Annotated in this window: 1 protein-coding gene; it reads right to left on the bottom strand. The window is 58.8% G+C overall.

Going from position 1 to position 788, the window contains the following annotated elements; translation table 11 throughout:
* Positions 1–763 (bottom strand): helix-turn-helix transcriptional regulator (locus A3754_RS24550; protein WP_369817649.1); only part of this gene is annotated, 763 nt, incomplete at its 3' end.
* Positions 764–788: the final 25 nt, after the last annotated feature.

The following is a 788-nucleotide window of genomic DNA, read 5'->3' as shown; positions in this document are numbered from 1 at the left end:
AACCTTTTTCCCGGTACCAGCCATCAAAAAACGTATGGTCGGGCACCGCAGCCCCCAGGTTATCCAGCGTCAGTACCGGGCGCCCACTCGGATCGCCATACTCGTACCAACTGAGTACCCGGCCGTCGGGTAACGACAGTGTAAATTCCCGTTCAGCCTGCACATGCGGCAACCGGGCTGCCTGCACCAGGGCATGCCCCATGGCCTGACTGACCAATTGCACCTGGCTACTGGCGTTGAGCTTGCTCATGGTGGACTTGAGCTGGGTGCGGGCCGTGTGCACGCTGATATTGAGCAGCTCGGCACTCTGGTTCAGATTGCCCACTTTACACAGCAAGTGCAGTAGACGGGATTCGGCATGGGTAATATGAAAGACGGACCGGAGCATCTCCGGCGAGGGCGTCACCATGCTCTGCCCGGCCAACACCCAGACAATGGTGCGTACCTGGGAAATGCTGCCTGGCGCATCGGACTTTTCCACCGGCAGGCAGAGTAAGGAAACCGAGTCCTGCTGGGAGTTGAGAAGCTGCGTTTCCCGCCCTGCTTCCAGTGAAATTACCCGCTTCAGGGACTGGCGCAGTTCCCGATCACTGAACTGCAAAGACCCGTCCGGCAGAATCTCCAACGGCCCACTGGACAAGGCCTGTTCCGCTACCGGGTTGCATTCGAGCACACACATTTGCTCATCGAGCATCAGCATGGGCCAGGGCATCTGGTTGTACATGTCGTTGAGGATACGGGTGCGGTCCTCTAGTGCATGCATATACGCACTACTGCGCACGGCGCGA

Source organism: Alcanivorax sp. HI0083, from assembly GCF_001635175.1.
This window is presented reverse-complemented; position numbering and strand designations above follow the sequence as displayed.